Source organism: Gluconacetobacter johannae (assembly GCF_014174305.1).
Lineage (GTDB): Bacteria > Pseudomonadota > Alphaproteobacteria > Acetobacterales > Acetobacteraceae > Gluconacetobacter > Gluconacetobacter johannae.
Genome location: NZ_JABEQH010000010.1, coordinates 1 through 16,340 on the forward strand (window position 1 = coordinate 1; position 16,340 = coordinate 16,340).

General features: G+C 67.8%; 15 protein-coding genes. 4 read left to right on the plus strand and 11 right to left on the minus strand.

From position 1 onward, the window contains the following. On the plus strand, nucleotides 1–399 hold a 399-nt coding region (locus HLH21_RS16900), incomplete at its 5' end, for a hypothetical protein (protein ID WP_220789738.1). A 66-nt stretch (nucleotides 400–465) separates the two neighbouring features. Here HLH21_RS16900 and clpB read toward each other — a convergent pair. From clpB to HLH21_RS08550, 4 genes are all read right to left on the minus strand, one after another. Beyond that, on the minus strand, nucleotides 466–3,069 hold the full coding sequence (gene clpB / locus HLH21_RS08535; protein ID WP_182943289.1) for an ATP-dependent chaperone ClpB: 2,604 nt from the start codon (nucleotides 3,067–3,069) through the stop codon (nucleotides 466–468). Nucleotides 3,070–3,291: 222 nt separating this feature from the next. Further along, the gene (gene adhP / locus HLH21_RS08540) at nucleotides 3,292–4,320 is read right to left on the minus strand and encodes an alcohol dehydrogenase AdhP (protein WP_182943291.1); all 1,029 of its coding nucleotides are present in this window, start codon (nucleotides 4,318–4,320) and stop codon (nucleotides 3,292–3,294) included. Between the two features lie 101 nt (nucleotides 4,321–4,421). Then, nucleotides 4,422–4,937 (minus strand): GlcG/HbpS family heme-binding protein, encoded by a 516-nt coding sequence (locus HLH21_RS08545; RefSeq protein WP_220789743.1) that lies wholly within the window; start codon nucleotides 4,935–4,937, stop codon nucleotides 4,422–4,424. Nucleotides 4,938–4,966: 29 nt separating this feature from the next. After that, complete coding sequence (locus tag HLH21_RS08550) at nucleotides 4,967–6,025, minus strand: aldo/keto reductase (RefSeq protein WP_182943293.1); 1,059 nt, start codon at nucleotides 6,023–6,025, stop codon at nucleotides 4,967–4,969. Between the two features lie 114 nt (nucleotides 6,026–6,139). Here HLH21_RS08550 and HLH21_RS08555 point away from each other — a divergent pair, with 114 nt between their 5' ends. Further along, a complete protein-coding gene (locus HLH21_RS08555; protein ID WP_182943295.1) occupies nucleotides 6,140–7,042 on the plus strand; it encodes a LysR family transcriptional regulator in 903 nt (300 codons plus the stop codon). Between the two features lie 111 nt (nucleotides 7,043–7,153). Here HLH21_RS08555 and HLH21_RS08560 read toward each other — a convergent pair whose 3' ends face one another. Then, complete coding sequence (locus tag HLH21_RS08560; RefSeq protein ID WP_182943296.1) at nucleotides 7,154–7,846, minus strand: fumarylacetoacetate hydrolase family protein; 693 nt, start codon at nucleotides 7,844–7,846, stop codon at nucleotides 7,154–7,156. A gap of 124 nt (nucleotides 7,847–7,970) precedes the next feature. Between HLH21_RS08560 and HLH21_RS08565 the strand changes: the two genes are divergently transcribed. Then, complete coding sequence (locus HLH21_RS08565; protein ID WP_182943297.1) at nucleotides 7,971–8,441, plus strand: hypothetical protein; 471 nt, start codon at nucleotides 7,971–7,973, stop codon at nucleotides 8,439–8,441. A 110-nt stretch (nucleotides 8,442–8,551) separates the two neighbouring features. Here HLH21_RS08565 and ilvC read toward each other — a convergent pair whose 3' ends face one another. The 4 genes from ilvC to miaA form a co-directional block, all read right to left on the minus strand. Next, a complete protein-coding gene (ilvC, locus tag HLH21_RS08570; protein WP_182943298.1) occupies nucleotides 8,552–9,571 on the minus strand; it encodes a ketol-acid reductoisomerase in 1,020 nt (339 codons plus the stop codon). Nucleotides 9,572–9,637: 66 nt separating this feature from the next. Beyond that, entirely contained in the window at nucleotides 9,638–10,153 is a 516-nt protein-coding gene (gene ilvN / locus HLH21_RS08575) for an acetolactate synthase small subunit (protein ID WP_182943299.1), read from the minus strand. Between the two features lie 100 nt (nucleotides 10,154–10,253). After that, nucleotides 10,254–12,080, minus strand: coding sequence for a biosynthetic-type acetolactate synthase large subunit (ilvB, locus tag HLH21_RS08580; RefSeq protein WP_182943300.1), 1,827 nt, complete (start codon nucleotides 12,078–12,080; stop codon nucleotides 10,254–10,256). 74 nt (nucleotides 12,081–12,154) lie between these two features. Beyond that, nucleotides 12,155–13,153 (minus strand): tRNA (adenosine(37)-N6)-dimethylallyltransferase MiaA, encoded by a 999-nt coding sequence (gene miaA, locus HLH21_RS08585; RefSeq protein WP_182943301.1) that lies wholly within the window; start codon nucleotides 13,151–13,153, stop codon nucleotides 12,155–12,157. A 29-nt stretch (nucleotides 13,154–13,182) separates the two neighbouring features. On the opposite strand from miaA, the gene serB reads away from it, so the two are divergent. Then, nucleotides 13,183–14,079 carry a phosphoserine phosphatase SerB gene (gene serB / locus HLH21_RS08590; RefSeq protein WP_182943302.1) on the plus strand — a complete coding sequence of 299 codons (897 nt, stop codon included), beginning with the start codon at nucleotides 13,183–13,185 and terminating at the stop codon, nucleotides 14,077–14,079. 69 nt (nucleotides 14,080–14,148) lie between these two features. Here the strand turns inward: serB and HLH21_RS08595 are convergent, their stop codons facing one another. Next, complete coding sequence (locus HLH21_RS08595; RefSeq protein ID WP_182943303.1) at nucleotides 14,149–15,318, minus strand: zinc-dependent alcohol dehydrogenase; 1,170 nt, start codon at nucleotides 15,316–15,318, stop codon at nucleotides 14,149–14,151. 58 nt (nucleotides 15,319–15,376) lie between these two features. After that, nucleotides 15,377–16,234: a glucose 1-dehydrogenase gene (locus HLH21_RS08600; RefSeq protein WP_182943305.1), complete on the minus strand. Its 858-nt coding sequence runs from the start codon at nucleotides 16,232–16,234 to the stop codon at nucleotides 15,377–15,379. Between the last annotated feature and the right edge of the window lie 106 nt (nucleotides 16,235–16,340).

Sequence of the window (16,340 nt, forward strand, 5' to 3'; positions counted from 1 at the left end):
AACGAACAGATCCAAGTCAATCCAGTCTCTCTCACATCCAACCACTCAAACCAAAGGCCCAAGCAATCAAACTCGAAACACTTAAAAACGCATATCCAAAAGACATACGAAAAACAGCATCCCAAGAGAAACCAAAACACCCAGAACAAACCAGATGCCCAATCCTCCAAAACAACCCAAATCTCTCCAGGTCGTCAGAACGCCGCCAACATATCCCTTCCAAATCACATATTCTATTGTCAAAGACCAGGACCGAAGGGGCAGTGCCGTTCGGTGAAGCGGCTTTTACGGGGACTGGCGGGGGATGTCAACACACTGTCTCGCCTGCCAAAAATCGCCGTTTCCGCCGGAAAACCGCCATTCCCGCCCCCTATCCCCGCAGGCGGGCCGAAAGAATGATGAATTTTTTTCGTCAGCGACCGGCAAATGACCGGGGAAGGCGGAATCCGCCTTCCCCGGTCGCCGTCAGGCCGCCCCGATCGGCTTGCCGTTGATGGTCAGGCCGCCTTCGTTGGCAGACACCCGCACCGTTTCCCCATCATGGATGGTGCCTTCCAGCAGCAGGCCCGCCAGCGGGTTCTGCAAGGCGCGCTGGATCACCCGCTTGAGCGGACGCGCGCCATAGACCGGATCGTAGCCTTCCTCGGCCAGCCACAGGTGGGCGGGCTCGTCCAGCGTCAGTTCGATATGCCGGTCGTCCAGCAGCTTACGCAGGCGGGCGATCTGGATATCGACGATGCGGGTCATGTCGGCGCGTTGCAGGCGCGAGAACAGGATGATCTCGTCCAGGCGGTTGAGGAATTCCGGCCGGAAATGATCCCGCACCACCTTCATCACCTCGGCCTGCACCATGTCGGTCGATTCATTGTCCGGCAGGTGGGCCAGCACGTCGGACCCCAGATTGCTGGTCAGCACGATGATGGTGTTGCGGAAATCGACCGTCCGGCCCTGCCCGTCCGTCAGGCGTCCGTCGTCCAGCACCTGCAGCAGGATGTTGAACACGTCCTCGTGCGCCTTCTCGACCTCGTCGAACAGAATCACCTGGTAGGGACGACGCCGCACGGCCTCGGTCAGCACGCCGCCCTCCTCATACCCGACATAGCCCGGCGGGGCGCCGATCAGGCGGGAGACTGCGTGTTTCTCCATGAACTCGCTCATGTCGACACGCAGCAGCGCCTTTTCGTCATCGAACAGGAAGCGGGCCAGGGCCTTGCACAATTCGGTCTTGCCGACACCGGTCGGGCCGAGGAACAGGAACGACCCGATGGGCCGGTTCGGGTCCTGCAGACCCGCCCGGGCGCGGCGCACGGCGTGGGCCACGGCCGTCAGCGCCGGCTCCTGACCCACGACACTGCGGCGCAGTTCGTCCTCCATCCGCAGCAGCTTGGCGCGCTCGCCCTCCAGCATCCGGTCCACCGGCACGCCGGTCCAGCGCGAGACGATCGCGGCGATGCCCTGGTCGGTCACGGCCTCGCTGACCAGGCCGGCCCCTTCGGCCGCCCCCTCGATCTCCTCCTGCGCGCGGGCGATCTGGTCTTCCAGGCCGGGGATGACGCCGTACATCAGTTCCGACGCCCGCCCCAGGTCGCCGCGGCGCTGCGCCACCTCGACATCCGAACGCGCCTGATCGAGCTGTTCCTTCAGCTTCTGGACCGCGTTCACCCGGTCCTTCTCGGCGTGCCAGGCGGCGGACATGGCGTTCGATTTTTCCTCGATCTCCGCCAGTTCGGCCTCCAGCTTCACCAGCCGTTCGCGGCTGGCGGAATCCTCTTCCTTGCGGATGGCCTCGCGCTCGATCTTGAGCTGGATCAGGCGGCGGTCGAGTTCGTCCAGTTCCTCGGGCTTGCTGTCGATCTGCATGCGGAGCCGGCTGGCGGCCTCGTCCATCAGGTCGATCGCCTTGTCGGGCAGGAAGCGGTCGGTGATGTAGCGGTTGGACAGCGTCGCCGCCGCCACCAGCGCATTATCGGTGATCCGCACGCCGTGATGGAGTTCGTACTTCTCCTTGATGCCGCGCAGGATCGAGATCGTGTCGGCCACCGACGGTTCGCCGACATAGACCGGCTGGAACCGGCGGGCCAGGGCGGCGTCCTTCTCGATATACTTGCGATATTCGTCCAGCGTCGTCGCGCCGATGCAGTGCAGCGTGCCGCGGGCCAGCTCCGGCTTGATGAGGTTGGACGCATCCATCGCGCCATCGGACCGGCCGGCGCCGACCAGCGTGTGCATCTCGTCGATGAACAGGATGACCTGCCCCTCGGCGCTTTCGATTTCCTTCAGGACGGCTTTCAGCCGTTCCTCGAACTCGCCCCGGAACTTCGCCCCGGCGACCAGCGCGCCGAGATCGAGCGACAGCAGCTTCTTGTTCTTCAGCGCCTCGGGCACGTCGCCATTGACGATCCGCAGCGCCAGCCCCTCGACGATGGCGGTCTTGCCCACTCCGGGTTCGCCGATCAGCACGGGGTTGTTCTTGCTGCGCCGCGCCAGGACCTGGATCGCGCGCCGGATTTCCTCGTCCCGGCCGATGACGGGGTCGAGCTTGCCCTGCTGCGCGACCTCGGTCACGTCGCGGGCGTATTTCTTCAGCGCGTCGAAGCTGGCCTCGGCGTTCTCGCTGGTCACGGTGCGGCCCTTGCGGATGGCGGCCACCGCCTTGTCCAGCGCCTGCGGGGTGGCGCCGCCGTCGCGCAGGGCGCGGCCCGCCGGCGTCTCGGACGCCGCGATGGCGACCAGCAGCCGGTCCTGCGCCACATATTCGTCGCCGGCCTTCTGGGCCGATTGCTGCGCCGCATCCAGCAGCCGGACCAGGTCCGGCGTGGCCTGCGGCTGCCCGGCGCCACCACCCTGCACGCGGGGCAGTTTCGCCAGCGCGGCCTCGACCGCCGACACGATCGCCGGCGTCTGGCCGCCCGCCGCGCGGATCAGCGCCGACGCGGCCCCTTCCTCGTCATCCAGCAGGGCCTTGAGCAGATGCTCCGGCGTCAGCTGCTGATTGTACTCCCGCACCGCGATGGTCTGCGCGGCCTGGAGGAAGCCGCGCGACCGTTCGGTGAATTTTTCGATATTCATGATCCCATGTCCCTTTCACTCAGGCGACCTGACAACCGGCGACATCGCCCCTTCTCGAGGCAGCGGCGTCACCGGATCAAATCCGAGATGGGGTGCCCCAGGCGTTATGACAAGAGGACCGCCATGGGCGGGCGGGATGGCGGCCCCCCGTGGGACGGGAAGGTCGGGCTTCGCCCGAACCCGGCAAGGGCCGAGGCCCTTGCCTTCCCCTTTCGCCCCGCTTCAGTTCCGGAAGTCGATCACCATGCGGCCCTGCACCGTGCCGTGTTCCAGGTCGTCGAAGATGCGATTGATGTTCTCCAGCCGTTCCGGCGCCACCACGGTGCGGACCTTGCCGTCGGCGAAGAAGGACAGGGCTTCGATCATGTCCAGGCGAGTGCCGACGATGGACCCCCGCACCGTGGTGCCCGCCATCACCATGTCGAAGATCGAGATCGGGAATTCCCCCGGCGGCAGGCCGTTCAGCACGATCGTCCCGCCCCGGCGGGCATAGCCCATGGCCTGGGCGAAGGCGCTGCGCGACACCGCCGTCACCAGCGTGCCATGCGCGCCGCCCACATGGTCCTGGATGAAGGTGGCGGGATCGGCCTGGGCCGCGTTGACCGTCAGCGCCGCACCCAGCGACCGGGCCGTGGCCAGCTTGTCGTCGTCGATATCGACGGCGATCACGTTCAGGCCCATGGCCACGCCATATTGCACCGCCATCTGCCCCAGCCCGCCGACGCCCGAGACCGCCACCCACTGGCCGGGGCGGGTATCGGTCATCTTCAGGCCCTTGTAGACCGTCAGCCCCGCGCACAGCACCGGCGCGACCTGGACCGGATCGACCCCCTTGGGCAGATGCGCCACGTAATTCGGGTCGGCCACCACGAACTCGGCGAAGCAGCCATTGACAGTATAGCCGGTGTCGTCCTGCGTCTTGCACAGCGTTTCCCACCCGCCCAGGCAATGTTCGCAATGCCCGCAGGCGGAATACAGCCAGGGCACGCCGACCACGTCGCCCTCGCGCACCCATTTCACCGCGCTGCCCACGGCCACCACATGGCCCACCCCTTCATGCCCCGGAATGAAGGGCGGCGTGGGCTTGACGGGCCAGTCGCCGCGCGCGGCATGCAGGTCGGTGTGGCAGACGCCGCAGGCGTCCATCTTCACCAGGATCTGGTCGGGCCGGATGTCCGGAATGGCCAGTTCCTCGATCGTCAGTGGTGCGCCGAACGCCCGCACGACGGCCGCCTTCATTGTTCCCGCCACCCGTTCCTCCATCCGAACATATTCCGGCCCTCAGCAAAGGAGGTACAGCCCCCGTGCACCATGACGCAGATCAACGCCAGGGGCGCGGGTCGGCCGGCGCGCTAGCGGAACTGCGGCGAGACCTCCTTCAAGGCATCGACGGCGCAGGCCTCATCCTTGTCGCCGCCGGGGGCGCCGGACACGCCGAGGCCCCCCAGGATGCTCCGGTCGGCGCGCCGGATCAGCGCGCCGCCGGGCACGAACAGAACCTGCGGGATGGTGTTCAATGCCCCGTTTTCCGGACCGGTCACCTTGGCCGCGATCAGGGCGCTGGTCGTGTCCTTGTCGAAGACCATGCCGTAGGCATAGGCCGTATAGGCCTTGCGATAGGACACCGACAGCGATTGCAGCGGCACGGTATCGCCCTTGATGATGACCTGTTCATGCCCCGACGGGTCGACCACCGCCGCCGTCACCGACCAGCCGCGCTCGGCGCAGATCCGCACCGCCGTCGCGGCCAGGCGTTCGGCCAGTTCCCATGACAGTTTCTGGGTCGTGACGACCGGCGAGCCGGCCGCCCGGGCGGAGGACGCGGCGATCAGGGCGGAGGCGACGAGGGCGGCGCAGGCCATGCCCATCGCCATGAGGGTGGAACGGGTCACCGCCGCTATGCCGTCTTGATCGAAGGGCCGAGCAGCAGCAGGTCCGCCGCCGACAGCCGGTCCGACGCCGTGCTGGCCTGGTGCCAGTACGGATAGAGCAGCGGCGGCGCGCTGGCCGCGTCCAGCCGGGCCATCTCCTCGGTCGACAGCGCCAGTTCGGCGGCCTTCAGGTTGTCGGCAAGCTGGGCGTCGGTACGGGCGCCGATCACCACCGAGGTGATGGCCGGGCGATGCGCCACCCAGGCCAGCGCCACCTGGGCCGCCGACACCCCGCGTTCCGCGCCGATCGCCACCAGGACCTCGACCACGTCGTACAGCTTTTCGATGTCGTGGACCGGCGGTTCGTTCCACTGGGCCAACTGGCGCGTGCCTTCGGGCTCGGGCTTGCCGCGCCGGTGCTTGCCCGACAGCAGGCCGCCGGCCATCGGGCTCCAGACCTGGACGCCCAGGCCCTGGTCCAGCGCCAGCGGCAGCAATTCGTACTCGGCCTCGCGCGCCTGCAGCGAATAATAGATCTGCTGCGATACCGGAGCGATCAGGCGATTGCGCTCCGCCGTGCCCAGCGCCTTCATGATGTGCCAGCCCGAGAAATTGGACACGCCGGCATAGCGGATCTTGCCCGCGCGGGTCAGGGTGTCCAGGGCCTCCAGCGTTTCGTCCAGCGGGGTCTGGCCGTCCCATTCATGCAGGTAATACAGGTCGATATGGTCGCGCCCCAGGCGGCGCAGGCTGGCCTCGCACGCACTGACGATATGATAGCGCGAGGACCCGGCGTCGTTCTGCCCCGCCCCCATGCGGAAGCGGGCCTTGGTGCCGACCAGGATTTCCTGCGAGCGACTCTTCAGCGCCTCGCCCAGGATCTCCTCGGACACGCCCGAGGAATAGACGTCGGCGGTGTCGAACATGTTGATGCCGGCGCTGATGCACATGTCGATCTGTCGCTTCGCGCCTGTCAGGTCGGTGCTGCCGGTCTTGGCGAAGGCGCCCTTGCCGCCGAACGTCATCGTCCCGAGGGTGAAGACGGAAACGCGCAGGCCGGAGCGGCCGAGCTGGCGATACTGCATGATGGATCCTCCCGGTCGAATATGATCGAATATCCGTGGGGACTATGGGCGCCGCCGCCGGGGAATGATAACCGTCGAAATCGGGAAACAGTTTCCGGAAAAGGCGAAGGATCAATGCGCGACTCGGACGAAATGGAGATTTTCGTCGAGATCGTCCGCCAGGGCGGCCTGTCGGCGGCGGCCCGTCACCTGGGGCTGGCGCCCTCGGTCGTCAGCGAACGGCTGTCGCGGCTGGAACGCCGGCTGGGCGCCCGCCTGCTGGTCCGCACCACCCGCCGCCAGACCCTGACCGAGGCGGGGCGGATCTATCTGGACGAGGCCGCCGCCATCATGGCGGCCACGGCGGAGATGGAAGCCCGGGTCCGCGCCACCGTCAGCGCCCCCGGCGGCATGCTGCGCGTCACCGCCCCCGTGCCGTTCGGCCGCATCCGCCTGGCGCCGTTCGTCGCCGGGTTCGTCCGGCGCCATCCCGACATCCGCGTCCATCTGGCGCTGGAGGACCGGATGACCGACATCGTGGGCGAGGGGTACGACATCGCCATCCGCGCGGCCCCGGTGGTCGACACCACGCTGACCGGGCGGCGGCTGATGGAAAGCCGGCGGGTGCTGGTGGCCAGCCCCGACTATCTGGTGCGGCACGGGCGGCCCGACACGCCGGGCGACCTGGCCCGCCATGCCTGCCTGGTTGCCAACATGACGGGACAGTGCCGGGGGGAATGGCGGTTCGGCCGGGGAAAGGACGTCCGCATCCTGCGGGTCGACGGCGTGCTGGCGTCCAGCCATTCGGAATTGCCCGTCCACTGGGCGCTGGACGGGCTGGGCCTGACCCAGAAATCGCTGTGGGAAGTCGAGGACCATCTGCGCGCCGGCCGGCTGGAGACGGTGATGGAGGCCTGGGAACCCGACCCGGTCACCTTCTACGCCATCCACACCGTCAGCACCGCCCAGTCGCACAAGATCGCCCTGTTCATGGGCGAATTGCTTCAGCCGGGCGGGATTGACCGGGCGCCATCATAGTAAAGGAAGGTCGGGCTCCGCCCGAACCCGGCAAGGGCCTCGGCCCTTGCATCCCATTCGTTTGTAAAGGCCTGGGTTTCCAAGAGGCCAGGCCCTCGCCTTGGCGCCCGATCACGCCCCGTAGGTCACGTCCAGTTCGCCGATGCCGTCGCAGGTCGCATGCAGCACGTCGCCGGGCTGCACCGCGCCCACGCCCGCAGGCGTGCCGGTCATGATGAGGTCGCCCGGGGCCAGCGCCACGAAGGCGCTGAGCTGCGAGACGATTTCGGCCACCGGCCAGATCATGTCCGCCAGATCGCCCTGCTGCCGGACCGTGCCGTTCACGGCGAGGGCGATCCGGCCGGCGTCCGGGGCGCCGAACTGGTCCGCCGGCACGACGGGGCCGATCGGGCAGGATTGGTCGAACCCCTTGGCCAGCGCCCAGGGCCGGCCGGCCTTCTTGGCCTCGGCCTGCAGATCGCGCCGCGTCATATCGAGGCCCAGCGCGTAGCCATAGACATGCGACAGGGCGTCGGCCGCCGGGATGTCCCGCCCGCCCCGGCCGATCGCCACGACCAGTTCGACCTCGTGATGCAGATTGGACGTCTTCACCGGAAAGGGCAGCGCCCCGCCGCCCGGCACCACTGCGTCGGCGGGTTTGGCGAAGAAGAAGGGCGGCGCGCGGCCGGGTTCCTGCCCCATCTCGCGCGTGTGTTCGGCATAATTCTGGCCCACGCACCAGATGCGGCGCACCGGAAAGCGCGCATCGCTGCCCACGACCGCCAGGCTAGCCTGCGGCGGCGGGGGAATGACATAATCGACCATCTATCCTGCGTCCTGTCTGTTGCCACGATAAGCGTGCCGCCACATAGCATGCACGATGCGGCGGGATGACGCACGAGCCGGTGAGGCCGCATCCGTGTCGCGTTACCCAGGGAAAGGGCCCGCCATGCGCCGTCACGTCGTCAGGCATGCGCGACATATCGGGGTCGTCGCCCTGGCCGCGGGCCTGGGGGGATGCTTCGCGCCGACCGGCCCCATCTACGGCCAATGGTCGGGCTATCAGCCGGACGGCGCCCTGGGGTACGAACGCAATGTGCGGCTTGTCCTGGAGGGCACGCCGGACGCGCGCGCGGGAACCTACCGGATGCGGATAACGCCGATCAATCCGGCCGCGCTGCTGCAAGGCGCGTCGAGCGCCTACTACAGCGATCGCTGGACACTGGAAACCGGGGTCGCCGACGGGCGGGCCTGGACGCGCCTGCATCTGACGGGCCTGCCCGGCACGCAGTTCGATACCTACGACATGCTGCCGGACCGGACGCTGGTGCCCTACACCTACGACCCGTCGCCGCAGGGGGCCATGCCCTACCGGCTTGGCCCCCTGCCGCCGACCACGTACGGCTACGGGCGGATCTGAAACCGTCCTGCCCGACGTTCGGGGCCGCAGGCCCCTGACGACTGGATTTCAAAGGCAAGCCTTTGATGGGGTCCAAGGGGCAAAGCCCCTTGAACCTTCACCTGCCAGGATCAGTTGCGGGTCTTGTCGACCAGCTTGTTCTTGCCGATCCACGGCATCATGGCGCGCAGCTTCTCGCCGACCTGTTCGATCTGGTGGGCGTTGTTGCGGGCGCGGATCGCCTTGAAGCCGACATTGCCGGACTGGTTTTCCAGGATGAAGTTACGCACGAACGTGCCGTCCTGGATGTCGGTCAGGACGCGCTTCATCTCGGCCTTCGTCTCCGGCGTCACGATGCGCGGGCCGGTGGCGTATTCGCCATATTCGGCGGTGTTCGAGATGGAGTAGTTCATGTTCGCGATGCCGCCCTCATAGATCAGGTCGACGATCAGCTTGGTTTCGTGCAGGCACTCGAAATAGGCCATCTCGGGCGCGTAGCCGGCCTCGACCAGCGTTTCGAAGCCGGCGCGGATCAGCTCGACCAGGCCGCCGCACAGCACCGCCTGCTCGCCGAACAGGTCGGTCTCGACCTCTTCCTTGAAGGTCGTCTCGATGATGCCGGCCCGGCCGCCGCCATTGGCCGAGGCATAGGACAGGGCGATTTCCAGCGCGTTGCCCGACGCGTTCTGCGCCACGGCGACCAGCGAGGGCACGCCGCCGCCGCGCTGATATTCGGAACGCACGGTGTGGCCCGGGCCCTTGGGCGCGATCAGGAACACGTCCAGGTCGGGACGGGCCTCGATGATGCGGAAATGGATCGACAGGCCATGCGCGAAGGCCAGCGCCGCGCCCTGCTTCAGGTTCTTTTCCAGATGCTCGGCATACAGCGCGCCCTGGCCCTCGTCCGGCGTCAGGACCATGACGACGTCGGCCCAGGCGGCGGCCTCGGACGGACCCATCACCTTGAAGCCCGCGGCCTCGGCCTTGGCCACCGCGGATGAGCCCGGACGCAGGCCGATCACCATGTCGGTGACGCCGCTGTCCTTCAGGTTGTTGGCGTGGGCATGGCCCTGGCTGCCGTAGCCGATGATCGCGACCTTCTTGGACTTGATAAGGTTCACGTCGGCGTCGCGATCGTAATACACGCGCATGGAAAACACTCCTGTTGAAACGATGGAAAACGAAAAGACCCGTCGCGTCGGGACCGGCCGGGGGCGTCAGATCGTCCGGGGACCCCGGACGATGGCGGCGACCCCGGTGCGGGACACCTCGGCCAGGCCGAGCGGACGCATCAGGTCGATGAACGAATCGAGCTTGTCGGTCGCGCCGGTCAGCTCGAAAACGAAGGATGTGGCCGTCGTGTCGACGGCGCGGGCGCGGAAGGCCTCGGCGATACGCAGGGCCTCGGTCCGGGCCTCGCCGGAGGAGACCACCTTCACCAGCGCCATTTCACGCGCGACATGCGGGCCCAGCGCCGTCAGGTCCGACACGCGATAGACCGGCACCAGCCGCCCGACCTGGGCCTTGATCTGCTCGATCACCTGCGGCGTGCCGGACGTCACGACATTGATGCGCGACTGGTGGCGCGATTCCTCGACCGGGGCCACCGTCAGGCTTTCGATATTGTAGCCGCGCCCCGAAAACAGGCCGATCACGCGGGCCAGCACGCCGCTCTCGTTCTCGACCAGAATGGAAATGACCGCGGAGACCGTCGTCTCCTCCTGCGTGGTCATGATATGTCCGTTTCCTGCATGGGTATCGGCGCGGGGCCTCGTTGCCCCTGCCGCCGACTGGAAAAAATGAAGCTCCGGCCGAAAGCCGGGGGCGCGTCGGTCAGACCAGCATGCGCCCCTCGGCACTGACCGTGACCTCGCCATCCTGTTCCGGCCCCAGCAGCATCTGGTTGTGGGCGGCCCCGGACGGGATCATCGGGTAGCAGTTCTCGTCCTGCGCCACGCTGATGTCGGCGACCACCGCGCCGGGTTCGGCCAGCATCGCGCGGATCACGTCGTCCAGTTCGCCCACGCAGGTCGCGCGCATGCCACGGGCGTGGAAGCTTTCGGCCAGGCGGACGAAATCCGGCAGGGCGGCGCTGTAGCTTTCGGAATAGCGCGACCCATGCAGCAGTTCCTGCCACTGCCGGACCATGCCCATATACTGGTTGTTGAGGATGAACAGCTTCACCGGCAGGCGGTACTGCGCGATCGTCCCCAGTTCCTGGATGTTCATCAGGGTCGAGGCCTCGCCCGCGATGTCGATGACCAGCGCGTCGGGATGGGCGATCTGCGCGCCGACCGCCGCCGGCAGGCCATAGCCCATCGTGCCCAGCCCGCCCGAGGTCAGCCAGCGGTTGGGCCGGTCGAACTGGAAATGCTGGGCCGCCCACATCTGATGCTGGCCGACCTCGGTCGAGACATAGGTGTCGCGGCCGGTTTCCATGGCCAGTTCGTACAGGCGGCGCACCGCGTGCTGCGGCCGGATGATCGCCGAGGGCGTCATGTCCTGCTCGAAATGCAGGCTGCGGATGCCGCGCCAGGCGTCGATCTGCTGCCACCACTGCGCCAATGCCACATTATCGGGGGCGGCGGACTGGCGGGCCCATTCCTCGATCATCATCTCGATGGTCCGGCCGGCGTCGCCCAGGATCGGCACGTCCACCCGCACGATCTTGTCGATCTGCGACGGGTCGATATCGGCGTGGATCTTGAACGAGCCGGGCGAGAACGCATCCAGCCGCCCGGTGACGCGGTCGTCGAAGCGCGCGCCCAGCGCCACCAGCACGTCGCACCCATGGGTGGCCAGGTTGGCCTCATAGGTGCCATGCATGCCCAGCATGCCCAGGAACTGCCGGTCGGTGGTGGGAAACGCCCCCAGCCCCATCAGGGTCGAGGTGCAGGGAAAGCCCGTCATCCGCACCAGCCGGCCCAGCGCCTCGCTGGCCTGGGGGCCGGAATTGATGATGCCGCCGCCGGTATAGAACAGCGGGCGCTTCGCCCCCTTCATCGCGGCGACCGCGCGCGCCACCGCCTCGCGGTCCGGCTCGGTGCGCGGACGATAGGACGGATGCGGCGTGCGGGGCGCCGGCTGGTAGGGCGCGGGACCCACGGTCAGGTTCTTCGGCAGGTCCACCAGCACCGGGCCGGGGCGGCCGCTGCGCGCGATATGGAAGGCCTCGTGCGCCACGCGGGCCAGGTCGCCCGCGCGGCGCACCAGATAGTTATGCTTGGTCGCCGGGCGGGTGATGCCCGTGGTGTCGGCCTCCTGGAACGCATCGGTGCCGATCAGCGGCACGCCGACCTGGCCCGAGAAGCAGACGACCGGAATGGAATCCATCAGCGCGTCGACCAGGCCGGTCACCGCATTGGTGGCGCCGGGGCCGCTGGTGACCAGCACCACGCCGACCTTGCCGGTCGAACGCGCGTACGCCTCGGCCGCGTGCACGGCCGCCTGTTCGTGCCGGACCAGCACGTGGCGGATCGCGTTCTGCCGGAACAGCGCATCATAGATCGGCAGCACCGCCCCGCCGGGATAGCCGAAGATGACTTCGACACCCTGATCGACGAGAACGCGGAGCAGGACCTCGGCCCCGGAGAGGACGACGTCCCCCGCCCCGGCGCGCGTGTTCGGCTTCAGATCGTTCAGGTTCGGTGTCGCGTTCATATCCCTGGCTCCTCCGTCCGGCGTGTTTCGGAAAGCCCCCAACGTGGGCCGTCCGGACGGAATGTCGGCTGGGTTTAGGGAATGCTCCGGCCCACGTCAATCCGGTTTAGAATAAAAGAAACGATATCGCCGTCATTTCTTTCCATTTGTTGCGTATCGGCGGAAATCCTCGCCCCGACCACCCGGCTGTCCTCGGGCGCGGCCAGGGCATGATGGCCGAACCAGGTCGATTGCCGCCGGGTGTAGCGCCCGGTGGCCAGCACGGCGCGGCGTTCGGCCTCGTCCAGCGCGATCTCGCCCCGCAGGTGGGCGGCCAGTTCGGGCACGCCGTGCGCCCGCATCGCCGGCAGGGCGGGCGACAGGTCCCGGGCCAGCAGGGCGCGGACCTCGTCCAGCGCGCCGGCCCGCACCATCGCCGCGAAACGGGCCGCGATCGCCGCGCGCAGCATCTCGCGCGGCGGGTCCAGGCGCACGGCGACGAACCGGCAGGCCAGCGGCGGCAGCGTCGCCTCGCGTCGCCACTGGGCGATGCCCCGGCCGGTGCCCGACCAGACCTCCCACGCGCGGGCGATCCGCTGGGTGTCGGCGGGGTGCAGGGCGGCGGCGCTTTCGGGGTCCGCCTGCACCAGGCGGGCATGCAGGGCGGCGGGGCCTTCGGCCGCGACCAGCGCCCGGGCCTGCGCCCGCGCATGGGCGCCGGGGTCAGGGATGTCCGTCAGGCCGTCGGTCAGGGCGCGCAGATACATGCCGGTGCCGCCGCACAGCACCGGCAGCCGGGATTGGGCCCACGCGGCCTCGATTTCCGCGATCGCGCGCTGGCGCCACCAGGCGACGCTGCCGGTTTCCCCGGCCGGCAGCACGCCGTAGAGGCGGTGCGGCGCCGCGTCCTCGTCCGCCGGCGAGGGGCGGGCGGTCAGGATCCGCAGGTCGCGATAGACCTGCATGGAATCCGCATTGACGATCACCCCGTCCGCCGCGCGCGCCACCGCCAGGGCCAGCGCCGATTTCCCCGAACAGGTCGGCCCCGCGATCACCACCACCGGCCGCGCCGGCCCATCCGCCGCTTGCGTCATGCCGTCATCCCTGCCACACGCCTTGCGTCATGTCGCTGTCCCATACCCTTACGCTCGTCGCCCGCCGCGACGCCACAACCCTGACCGACGCCCTAGTCCGCGCCGCGCGCGACATGGTGCGGGGCGCAGCACCGGTCATCCTGTCGCCGGGCGAGGCCGTGGACATCCCCTGCCCCGCCACCGAGCCGGGCATGCCGACGCTGGACACCATCCGCGCGGTCTTCGGCCCCCGCCATGTCGACACCCTTCTGACGCGTTCGCGCGGACGACGCAAAGGGCTTCTGATCGCGGATATGGACAGCACCATCGTCGCGAACGAGACCCTGGACGACCTGGCCGCCCATGCCGGCATCGGCGAACGCATCGCCGAGATCACGCGGCGGTCGATGAACGGCGAGATCGACTTCGAATCCGCCCTGCGCGAACGGGTCGGCCTGCTGAAGGGCCTGCCCGCGTCCCTGCTGGAAACCGCATGGAAGGATGTGCGGCTGAACGAGGGCGCGCGCGAACTGGTGGCGACGATGCGCGCGCGCAATGCGCGCACCGCGCTGGTGTCGGGCGGCTTCACCTTCTTCACCGGCCGCGTTGCGGCGCTGTGCGGGTTCAGCGAACATCACGCCAACGTGCTGGAAAGCCGCGACGGCACCCTGACCGGCGAGGTCGGCGCCCCCATCCTGGGCCCCGACGCCAAGCGCGCCCACCTGCATCGCCTGGCCGAGGCCGGCCGGCTGAAACCCGCCGCGACCCTGGCCGTCGGCGACGGCGCCAACGACCTGGCCATGCTGCGCGACGCCGGGCTGGGCATCGCCTTCCACGGCAAGCCGATCGTCCGCGCGGCGGTGGCCAACCGCGTCGATCACACCACGCTACGCACCCTGCTGTTCGCCCAGGGCTATCCGGCCGCGTCCTTCGTCGGCACGGACTGACGACGGGGGCATCGCCCCTTGAACCCCGTCCAGTCGTTTACGAGGCTGGTTCAGCACTACAGTTGCGCCTCAAGGCTTCATGACGACCTTGATGCATCCGTCGCGCTTGTCACGGAACGTCTTGTAGAGCTCGGGCCCCTCTTCCAGCGTGGCCCGGTGCGTGATGACGAAGGACGGATCGATATCGCCCTTGACGATCCTGTCCATCAGCCTCGGCAGGTAGTGCTGTACGGGTGTCTGGGCCATGCGGAACGTGAGGCCCCGGTTGATGGCCGACCCCATGGGAATCTTGTCCAGAAGGCCGCCATAGACCCCGACGATGGAAACGGTGCCGAAATTCCTGCAGCACATGATGGCCTGCCGCAGCACATGGGGACGGTCGGTTCCCAGGAATGTCGCCGTCTTGATGCGGTCCACGACCGCGTCGATGCCACTCCAGGTATCGGCCTCGGTGCCCACGGCGTCGATGCAGGCGTCGGCGCCACGGCCGCCGGTCAGGGCCTGGATGCGGTCGTAGACGTCCTCGCTCCTGAAATCGACCGTCTCCGCACCGCCCTCCCGCGCCAGGGCGAGCCGTTCGGGGACGGTATCGATGGCAAGGACGCGTTCGGCGCCCAGTAGAAAAGCGCTGCGGATCGCCATCTGTCCCACCGGGCCGCAGCCCCAGATCGCGATCGTCTGTCCGGGCTGGATAGCGCAGAATTCCGCCGCCATGTAGCCGGTCGGAAAGATGTCCGACAGAAACAGCGCCTGTTCGTCCGTCAACTGGTCCGGAACCTTGATCGGTCCGACATCGGCGTAGGGAACACGCAGATATTCCGCCTGCCCGCCCGCATAGCCGCCAAGAAGGTGGGAGTAGCCGAACAGGCCGGCCGGCGAATGGCCCCACAGCTTCTCCGCCCTGGCATGATCCGGGTTGGTCCGCTCGCAGCCCGAGTAAAAGCCGTTCCTGCAAAAGAAACATTCCCCACACGCGATGGTGAACGGCACCACCACGCGGTCGCCGACCCTCAGGTTCCCGACGCCCTTGCCCACCTCCACCACTTCGCCCATGGTTTCATGGCCGAGGACGTCGCCACGGTGCATTTCCGGTATCATTCCATCGAAAATATGAAGATCCGAACCGCAGATTGCACAAGCGGTCACCCGTATGATCGCATCCCGGCCATCCTCCAGAATCGGATCCCGGACGCTTTCGCAGCGGATATCGCTCTTGCCGTGCCATACCAGTGCCTTCATGGATCGTCTCCTTGCCCCGGGGGCGGCGGGGCGGCCGCCCGGACGAAGCATCCAACGGTTACAACATCGGCCGTCCTCCGGTGACGGGGATGATGGCGGAGGTCATGTAGCTTCCCTCGTCGGAGGCCAGCAGGACATAGGCCGGCGCGACTTCGGCCGGCTGCCCGGCGCGGCCGATCGGGGTGTTCTGCCCGAATGTCCGCACGGCCTCGGGCGGCATTGTCGAGGGGATCAGCGGCGTCCAGATCGGCCCTGGCGCCACCGCATTGACCCGTATGCCCTGAGGCGCGAGAAGCTGCCCCAGACCGGCCGTGAAGTTCGCGATGGCACCCTTGGTCGCAGCGTAGGCCAGCAGGTGCGGAGAGGGCGACGTCGCATTGATCGACGTGGTGTTGACGATCGCGGCCCCCGGCTTCATGTGCGCCGCCGCCGCCTGGCAGAGGAAGAACATGCTGTAGATATTGGTGCGGAATGTCGTGTCCCACTCGGCCTCGTCGATGTCGGCCAGCTTTTCGATGCTTTTCTGATGTGCGGCATTGTTGACGAGAACGTCGATGCCCCCGAAGGCTTCGACCGTCCGCTCGATGAGCATGAGACAATGCTGCCTCTCCGCCACGTCGCCCGGCAGCAGTATGGCATTGCGACCGGCTTTCTCCACCCAGGAGGCGGTCTCGCGGGCGTCCTCGTGCTCATTATAATAGGCAATGGCGATGTCGGCGCCCTCGCGGGCGAAGGCGATCGCCACTGCGCGGCCAATCCCGGAATCCGCCCCCGTGATGAGGGCCCTCTTTCCCGACAGGCGTCCCGAACCTTTGTAGGTGGTTTCGCCATGATCGGGCCGGGGCAGCATGGCGTCGGTCTGGCCCGGCGGCTCCTGTTGCTGCCCGGCGAAGCTCCCGTCGCTGTTTCCTGTCATTCGGCCTCTCCATCGTCGTGAAGATGCGTCTGGCGGCGTGATTTCACGTCGGGCCTGAAAGGCGGCCGATGCCACGCATGCCGGTGACCCTCGACGGACATCTCGC